The following is an 8,813-nucleotide window of genomic DNA, read 5'->3' as shown; positions in this document are numbered from 1 at the left end:
CGTGTTGGCGTCCGGCACCGTGCCGGCCGGCCCGAGGAAGCGCATCAACGACAGCCGGTCGCGGTTCAGATACTCGGCGCGCTCGTCCGACAGATTATGGCTCGCCTGAAGGATCAAGGCCTTGAACATCAGCATAGGGTCGAAGGGCGGCCGGCCGCCTTTCGAGCGATCCGCGCGCGGCACCGCGCGTTCCAGATCCGCCCGGAACAACTCGAAATCCACCACCGCCTTCAGCCGCTCCAGCGCGTCACCCTTCGCCGAAAGCTCCTTCAGCCGCTCATCGAGATCGAAAAATCCCGCCTGACCACGCATCCCCGCCCCCAGCGCAGACCCGCATCATCGAATCACGAAATCCCTCAAACCGCGAGGTTTCTGGAGGCATCCAGCCGTCGCCGACGAGAGAGCCGGGTACTGCGGCGAAGCTGGTCTGTGCGAAGCGCGGAGCTCGACGGTGTGACCGGCGTGCGAGTTGGACCCTTTACTGCGGATGCTTTATGGCGAGCCGTATCCGGGCGCATGAATGCAGGCTGTCCAGTGGCCGGTTTGGATCTGCCGCAGCTCGGGCACCACTTCCCGACACGCTGTGGTTGCCATCCGGCAGCGGGGATGGAACACGCATCCGCTCGGCGGATTGAGCGGGCTGGGCACCTCTCCGGTGAGGGGTATGCGCTCTCTTTGCGTGTCGATCACGGGATCGGGTATCGGTACCGCGGAAAGCAGCGCCTCGGTATAGGGGTGGAGCGGGTTCGCATAGATCGCGTCTCGTGCGGCGATCTCCATGATGCGGCCCAGGTACATCACCGCCACCCTGTCGCTGATGTGCCTGACCACCGACAGATCGTGGGCGATGAATAGGTACGTCAGATCGAACTTCTCCTGCAACTCCTCCAGCAGGTTGACGATCTGGGCTTGGATCGACACGTCGAGCGCCGACACCGGCTCGTCGCACACGACAAACTGCGGGTTGACGGCCAAGGCCCGGGCCACCCCGATGCGCTGTCGCTGCCCGCCGCTGAATTCATGCGGAAACCTGTCGGCCATCGAGCTGCGCAACCCAACCAGCGAGAACAGCTCGGCGACCCGCTCTCGGTAAGCTCGTTTGTCTTTGGTAAGACCCTGCACCAGCAACGGCTCGCCGACGATGCTGCCGGCGGTCATGCGCGGGTTCAACGAGCTGTAGGGGTCCTGAAATATCACCTGCATGTGGCGGCGCATGCCTCTCAGATCGCGCCCCCCCATGCGGCACAAATCCTTGCCGCCGAACAGGACGGTACCGGCTGTGGGCCGGTAAAACTGCAGGATGCATCGCCCCGTTGTGGTCTTCCCGCACCCGCTCTCGCCTACCAGCCCCAGCGTCTCTCCCCGCCTTACGACAAAGCTGACGTCATCGACCGCCTTAACGTATCCCACATTGTGCTGGACGAGGACGCCCGAGGTCACCGGGAAGTGCATCTTCAGGTTCTTTACCTCGATCAGCACATTGTCTGCCGGCTCATGCAGGGTCCGCTCGATCGTCGTCATGCCGCCTGCTCCTTTGCTCTCGACGCCAGGCTCTCGGCTGCGATACAGGCGGAAAAATGACCGGCGCTTACCGGCCGCAAGGGCGGTGTCTCCTCTGCGCATCTGTCCACGGCAAATCGGCACCGCTCGCGGAAGGCGCACCCTGGCGGCAGGTGCAGCAGGTCGGGAGGCTGTCCTCCGACGGGATCCAGCTTTTCTTTCTTGGGCAGGTCAAGCCGGGGAACAGAGTTCAGCAGGCCCAGGGTGTAGGGGTGGCTCGGGTTCCGATAGATCTCTCTGGCCGTTCCCCGCTCGACGATCTTGCCGGCATACATGATGTTGACCCGATCGGCGTAGCGGGCGACGACGCCCAGATTGTGCGTGATGATCAGCAGCGAGACCCCGTACTCCCGGCTGAGAGCCTTCATCAAATCCAGTATCTGGGCCTGGATGGTCACGTCGAGCGCGGTGGTCGGCTCGTCGGCGATAATGAGCTTCGGACTGCAGCTCAGCGCCATGGCGATCATGACTCGCTGCAGCATGCCGCCGCTGAACTGATGGGGGAACTGCCTGAGCCTGCGCTCCGGGTCCGGTATCCCGACCTGCTCGAGACGGCGCACCGCCTCCCTGCGCGCCTCTGTCCTGCTCATCGCGAGGTGGAGTTCGAGCGACTCGGTAAGCTGGCGCCCGATCGAGAGGACCGGGTTGAGGGAGGTCATCGGCTCTTGATACACCATGGCAATCTGCTTGCCCCGGACATGCCTGATCTCGGGGTCCGACAGCTTAAGCAGATCTTGACCGTCGAAGATGACCTCTCCGCCCACTATTTTGCCGGGCGGGTTGGGGATCAGGCGCATGATGGAAAAAGCGCTGACGCTCTTGCCGCAGCCGCTTTCGCCGACGAGGCCCAGGGTCTCTCCTTCTTCGAGAGTGTAGGAGACGCCGTCGACCGCCTTCACCACGCCGGCCGGGGTGAAGAAGTGGGTCCTTAGATCGCGAACCTCTAGCAGCGTTGCCATGGGGGCGCTTTCGACAATGAAACAGCACGGTTATGATGGGATCGGTGCTCGCTGGGGCCCCTGGTTCGGCGCACCAGGGGCGCCTGGGCGCCGGTGCGCTCGATCACCGCGAGCCATCGAGCTCGGTCAGGTCCCCCTGAGCCTCGGGTCGAGCACGTCCCGCAGGGCATCCCCGAGGAGGTTCCAGGCCAACACGACGATGGCTATGGCCGCGCCGGGAAACACCCCCAGCCACGGGGCGACGTTCACATAGGTCTGTGCGGCGCCGTTCAACATGCCTCCCCAAGACGGGACATCGGGAGGAACACCGATCCCAAGGAAGCTGAGAGTGGCCTCCGCCACGATCCCGACACCCAGATAGAGCGTGACGAGCACGATGAACAGGGCCAGACAGTTGGGGATCATATAGCGGAAAATGACGCGGGCGTGGCTGGCTCCGACCGCCTTCGCCGCCAGGATGTAATCCATCTCGTTGACGCTCAGGGCCTGGGAGCGCAGCACCCGCGCCGTGCTGGGGATGAAGGCGACGCTGAGCGCGATGACGACATTGTTCAAGGACGCGCCCAGGGCGGCCATGATGGAAATCGCCAGAATGAGGGGCGGGAAGGCCATCAGGGCATCGATGATGCGCTGGACGACAAGATCGGTCTTGCCGCCGAAATGGACGCTGGTGACGCCCACCAACATGCCGATGCCGGAGCCGATGAACGCGCTCAACAGCCCGGCATAGAGAGAGACCCTGGCGCCGTAGACGAGCCGGCTGAACACGTCACGGCCCACCTGGTCGCCGCCCAGCCAGTATTGCGAGCCAGGAGGGGCATAGACGAGAGCCGCAATCGTCGCATTCGGATCGTGCGGGGCGATGAGCGGGGCAAAGACGGCGACGATGATCGCCAGCAGGGCGATGACCGCCCCGAAAGCGCCCAGAGGCTTTCTCCTGGCAAAGCGGCCGATGTATTGCCAGATCGCGCCGCCTGGCAGCCCGCCGTGCCCCGGCAATACCGCTGGGGAGGCTACGATGCCCGTGCTGTCTTGCGCCATTGCCTACCTCTGCGCCATCGGAAGTCGGTTTCTCGCAGCCGGTTACTGGTAACGGATGCGCGGGTTTAACCATCCGTAAACCAGATCCAGGGCCAGGTTCAAAACCAGCACCGTGACCGTTATCACCATGACGATCGCCTGAACTTCGGTGTAGTCGCGGTGGAACACGCTGTCGACGAGGAGCTTGCCCATTCCCGGGATCATGAAGATGTTCTCGATCACCACGGTACCGGCTAGCAGGCGGCCGAACTGGTAGCCGGAAATGGTGACCACCGGCAGCAGGGCGTTTTTCAGCGCGTGCCGCAAAATCACGACCCGCTCGGCGAGGCCCTTGCCCCGTGCGGTGCGGGTATAGTCCTCCCGGTAGACCTCCAGCATCGAAGAACGGGTCACTCGCGCGGTGAATGCCATCTGGTAGAAACCCAGCGCGAGCGCCGGAAAGAAGAACTGCTGCAGGTTGGTGACCGGGTCGTCCCACAGTGTCGCGTAGCCGAGAGGCGGCATCCACGCGAAGAACAGTACCAGGAAATAGACGATCAGAATCCCGACCCAGAAGTTCGGCAACGCCACCCCGGCAATGGAAATGATCCTCGCGACATAGTCGGTAGGGGTATCCTGTTTGATCGCGGAAATCAGGCCCAATGGCACGGCGATGATCATGGCGATCAGCATCGCCAGGACGGTCAGCTCCAGGGTAATCGGAAACTTCTCGGCGAGGTCATTGGAAACGGGAGATTCAAAAAACATGGACTCGCCGAAATTCAGATGGAGCATGCCCCAGACCCACTTGCCGTACTGGACGTAGAGCGGCTCGTCCGTGCCCAGCTTGTGCCGCAGTGCGTGCAGCTCGGCCTGCGTGAAGGTGGCGTCTCCGGTCTCGCCTGCCAGCTTCACCAGCGCCGGGTCGCCGGGGATGACGCGCAGCAGCAGAAACGCCACCAGCGTGGCCATCAGCAAGGTCGGGATTAACAGCAAGCACCGTTTCGCGATGTAGGCTTGCATCGACGCCCTCCCGCAACGAGCCCTCTGAACCCCGCTCTTCGCCGGCCGTCACGCCTCCACTGAGAGCCAGTCGGTGTCGTGCTTGAACCCGGCCCAGAGCGACCCGGCGGGGTGGATCCCCTTGACCTTCTTGTTGAAGATCCAGCTTCTCGCGGTCCAGTACATCACCGCCAGACCGCCCGGGTCCTCGAGGATCAGGTGATCTTCCATCTTGCGCAGGATGGCCTTGCGCTTCTCCTTGTCAGCCTGGCCCGCCTGCCGGACATAGTCGTCCTGCCACCATTTCGGGGGGACGGACCGGGCGTAGCGCGCCCATGTCCCCTTCGGCATCCACATCCTGCCGAGAACGGCATCGGGTGCGGCGATGAAATTGCCGCTCGCCTGGGCCGCACACACCCAATCACCCCGCAAATAGCGCTGGAACCCAGTGGCGCTGTCGACGAGCTTGATCGTGAGGTCGATGCCGATCTTCTTCAGCTGGTCCTTGTAGAGGATTGCCTGATCGGGGTATTCGACCACCTGCCTGACCATCATCTCGGCCTTGAAGCCGTTGGGATGGCCGGCCTCGGCCAGCAGGGCCTTGGCTTTGGCGATGTCCTGCGGGTCCTTTTTGCCATCGACCTGCCGCCAGCCGGGCAGCTTGGCGATCTCCTCTGCCGACCGACTGAACCAGAGCCCGACGCCGAGCGGCGGGCCGAGGGTATCGAGGCCCGGCACCCCGAAGGTCTTGAGCATGGCCGGGCGGTCGAGGGCCAGGTTGACGGCCTGCCTGACCTTCGGATTATTGAACGGCTTCACACTGGTATTCATGAAGAAGAAGTTGATGGCGGCGTTCTTGATATACTCGATGCGCAGCTTGTCCCCCGCTTCCTTGCCGACCTGAACCGCTTCCTTGTTGCTAAGGTTGTTGACCCCCCACACGCCCTCCAATACGCGCCCGGTCTTGTAGGCGGCGATGGCGGTGCCTTTGTCCTTGATCGTGTAATGCACCATGCGGTCGATGTGCGGCCGCCCCTCCTTCCAATACTTCTCGTTCTTAAGAAGCTCGATCGACACGTCCTTGACGAACTTGCCGGGCTTAAACGGCCCGGAGCCCATCGCGTTCTCCCATTTCTGTACGTCGATCTTCGACTCGCCCCAATGCTTGGCGATGATCTTGCAGAAGTCCAACGCCAGGGTCGGTATGAAGTCGGGGGCAAACGGGATCTTGAGCGGGATTGCCACGGTATGGGCGTCGATCGCGTGCGCCGTCCCCTTTGCATAATAGGGTCCGATGGCCGGCAGGGTCACCACGCGCGGCGGCTTGGCGTCCGCGTCCACCATGCTGTCCATCGAATAGACGACATCCTCGGCGGTGACCGGCGTGCCGTCCTGCCACTTCGCTTTCGGATTGAGATGGAAGGTATAGACCTTGCCGTCCTTGCTGAGCTCCCAGCTGGTGGCCAGGTCGCCGCGCAGATCGAACGGATCCTCGGTCTCCGGGTTGTACTCGACGAGCTGGTTGTAGATCCCCGAGTAACTGATGACCTGGACGGTATTCGTGCAGTGCGGGTGCCAGTTCGGCGGCGGGAACGCATAGGAATGCATGAAGATAGTGCCGCCGTTCTTGGGCGCGGCGGCGGCGAGACGCGGCACGCTGGCCGCGAGCACACCGGCGGCGGTACCAGCGAGTACGTCGCGACGCGACAACGACGCACTGGGCGCGGGGACAACGGTTCCCATCTCCGAGACGATTTTAGCCATAACCCTGCTCCTTGTGGCTCCTTTAGTGGAGCCTTGCGAGAAGCGTAGACCAGGCATGCGAGGTTGTCAGCATTATTTTTTTGCGGTGCGCCCACCGCGCTTGTGCGGCACCCGGGTGTGCTTTACCCGGGTGCGAGCCGTCGGCCCGGCATCGCTCCCGCCGCCGGCCAAACGGACCGGAACGACCGCCAGCCGGCACGAGATCGGGATGGGGGAACGCCTCGCGGCGCCGCCCCTCCCACACCACCGGGCATACGGGTCCGTACCATGGCGGTTCGATCGGGTTAAGCTTGGGCAGGGACATGGAGGCGGGGAAGACCGAGGCCGCCGAAGTACGGGTTGCGCAGGGCCTGTCGGACCGCCGGATGTCGGGACATGCGCCGGAGCCCGGTCGGCGCGCCGGCCGCGACCCTGCTCACCATCGCGGCCGATCGCAAGCACCTCGGCGCCCGCATCGGCGCCACCGCCGTGCTCCATACCCGGGGCTCGGCGATGGCCCGCCACCCGCACCTCCCTATGATCGTGCCGGGCGGCGGGAAGCGGCGCGCGTGTTTGGGCTGAGCCGGGACACAATCGCCAAGATGTGCCGGTACTCGGTGCCTGCGGGCTACCAACGGAGCAAGCCGCCGGAGAAGCCGAAGCCGGGGCCGCATATGCCGGTGATAGACGCGATCCTGGCGTCGGACCGGAGCGCACCGCGCAAGCAGCGTCATACGGCCAAGCGGATCTTCGAGCGGCTGCGGGCCGAGTACGGCTATGCCGGCGGCTACACGGTGGTGAAGGACTATGACCGGCTGGAACGGGTGCGGATGAAGGAGGCCTGCGTGCCCTTGTCGCATCCGCCCGGTCATGCGCGGGCCGATTTCGCCCAGCGCATCGGCATCATCGGCGGCGTGCGCCCAGTGATGCACGTGTTTTGCTTCGACCTGCCTCGCTCCGACGCGCCGTTTGTGAAGGCCTGCCCGGCGGAGACGACGGAAGCGTTTCTCGACGGGCACATCTCGGCCTTCGCCTTCTTCGGGGGCGTGCCGCTGTCGATCCTGTACGGCAACGCCAAGCCGGCGGTGAAGAGCCTGGACACCTTCGACTTCGCCGCCATGCCCAGCCTCAACAAGCCCTTGGCGCTGGAGGTGGCGCGCTGCGGGTTCGTCGTGGCCCGCGACAACATCATCGTGCTCGGCAATAGCGGAACGGGGAAGACCCCTGTCGCGCCGGCCCCGGGGTTGGCCGCCTGTCAGCGCGGTTTATCGCTGATCTTCCTCACCGCCGCCGGCCTCGTCCACCAGCTCCAGGAAGCGCGCGACGAGCGCCGGCTGCTGCGGCTGCAGCAAAGCCTCGCCGCCGCCAAGCTGCCGGTCGTCGATGAGCTGGGATGCATGCCGCTTTCGCAAACCGGGGCGGAGTTGTTGTTCGAGGTGTTCAGCCAGCGCCATGAGCAAAGCTCGACGATCCTCACCTCCAACCTGCCGTTCGAGGAATGGACCAGCGTGTTCGGGTCGGAGAGGCTGGCCGGCGCGCTGCTCGATCGGCTCACCCATCATGTCGATATCCTGGAGATCAACGGTGAATCTTACCCTCTCAAGCACTCCAAAGCCCGATGGCGAGGGCAACTCGCCCGGGAGGCCGGCCTCGCCGTCGACCCCGGCACCGGCGAAATCCGAGACCCGTGATCGCAACCGAGCCTCCGACATGCAGAGGGGCCCCTCTGCATATCGTTGCGCTGCTTCATCACTGGCCGGATTTTACTCCGCCACAATGGCCTCCTTTCGCCCCGCCGTTGACAGGTTTCCCCCTCGCGCCAGTTCTAATGTCCACGGGCGGTGCAACCGCTAAAAAGGTCGAGTTTCCCACTTGGCGCCAGCCGAAATTTGGGTCCCAGTGGTAGGCAATGCGGCTTTTGAGGGCCGAGTCTCCGTTCTCCGGGACACACGGCGCCAGCTCCGTGAATATTCCGAATGATTTTAGAGATGATCCTCGCCCTGCCTGCTGAAGATCCTCCCAGAACTGGCAGAATTCAGTACATTGGGGAAAAGTAGTAGCGATCACCGCGGTCGCCCTGTTTCCATCAATTTCGATATCTTCGACCTCATGATGGACGGCGCTCTAAAATACAGAGGAATATCAATCTTTATTTTGTCTCTCTAATATCGGCTTGCGCGACGACGCTGGGGGTGAAATCGTTCCCGTGACCTAGTAGTATAAACCTAACATAAGAGTCCTGAAACAGTGTATGCTCGCGCCTGCCGAGGCAGATGGGGCATGCGCGGGGGGATCACGGTCGAGGTGTCGGCGGCTGAGCGGGCGCGGTTGGCGGCGATTGTTGCCGACCGGAACAGCCCGCAAAAGCACGTATGGAGAGCGCAGATCGTATTGCTGACGGCCGACGGATTGGGCACCGGCGAGATCATGCGCCGGGCCGGCACGAGCAAAGTGACGGTATGGCGCTGGCAGGAGCGGTTCATGCAGGCCGGGGTCGAGGGTCTGCTGCGCGACAAGACGCGGCGCTCG

7 protein-coding genes and 2 pseudogenes are annotated in these 8,813 nt (G+C 63.6%); 3 read left to right on the top strand and 6 right to left on the bottom strand.

The features are described from left to right. The 6 genes from AC32QD_RS07950 to AC32QD_RS07925 all read right to left on the bottom strand — a co-directional run. On the bottom strand, window positions 1-312 hold a 312-nt coding region (locus tag AC32QD_RS07950), incomplete at its 3' end, for a transposase (RefSeq protein WP_492009955.1). A gap of 180 nt (window positions 313-492) precedes the next feature. After that, window positions 493-1,521 carry an ABC transporter ATP-binding protein gene (locus AC32QD_RS07945; protein ID WP_492009954.1) on the bottom strand — a complete coding sequence of 343 codons (1,029 nt, stop codon included), beginning with the start codon at window positions 1,519-1,521 and terminating at the stop codon, window positions 493-495. Continuing rightward, window positions 1,518-2,519 (bottom strand): ABC transporter ATP-binding protein, encoded by a 1,002-nt coding sequence (locus AC32QD_RS07940; RefSeq protein ID WP_492009953.1) that lies wholly within the window; start codon window positions 2,517-2,519, stop codon window positions 1,518-1,520. The genes AC32QD_RS07945 and AC32QD_RS07940 overlap by 4 nt, the downstream gene beginning before the upstream one ends. A 126-nt stretch (window positions 2,520-2,645) precedes the next feature. Beyond that, on the bottom strand, window positions 2,646-3,560 hold the full coding sequence (locus AC32QD_RS07935; RefSeq protein ID WP_492009952.1) for an ABC transporter permease: 915 nt from the start codon (window positions 3,558-3,560) through the stop codon (window positions 2,646-2,648). Between the two features lie 42 nt (window positions 3,561-3,602). Next, complete coding sequence (locus tag AC32QD_RS07930; RefSeq protein ID WP_492009951.1) at window positions 3,603-4,562, bottom strand: ABC transporter permease; 960 nt, start codon at window positions 4,560-4,562, stop codon at window positions 3,603-3,605. Between the two features lie 48 nt (window positions 4,563-4,610). Further along, the gene (locus AC32QD_RS07925) at window positions 4,611-6,305 is read right to left on the bottom strand and encodes an ABC transporter substrate-binding protein (protein ID WP_492009950.1); all 1,695 of its coding nucleotides are present in this window, start codon (window positions 6,303-6,305) and stop codon (window positions 4,611-4,613) included. Window positions 6,306-6,707: 402 nt separating this feature from the next. Between AC32QD_RS07925 and AC32QD_RS07920 the strand changes: the two are divergent. The 3 genes and pseudogenes from AC32QD_RS07920 to AC32QD_RS07910 form a co-directional block, all read left to right on the top strand. After that, window positions 6,708-6,842: pseudogene (locus AC32QD_RS07920) on the top strand (transposase); the annotation flags it as partial. Continuing rightward, window positions 6,836-7,975 (top strand): annotated as a pseudogene (locus AC32QD_RS07915) (ATP-binding protein); the annotation flags it as partial. The pseudogenes AC32QD_RS07920 and AC32QD_RS07915, both read left to right, overlap by 7 nt. Before the next feature lie 589 nt (window positions 7,976-8,564). Continuing rightward, the coding region (locus tag AC32QD_RS07910) for a helix-turn-helix domain-containing protein (protein WP_492009949.1) at window positions 8,565-8,813 on the top strand (249 nt) is incomplete at its 3' end.

It is taken from the genome of Thermohalobaculum sp. (assembly GCF_058622915.1).
The sequence above is the reverse complement of the archived record's forward strand: the minus strand, read 5'-3'. Positions and strand labels throughout refer to the sequence as shown.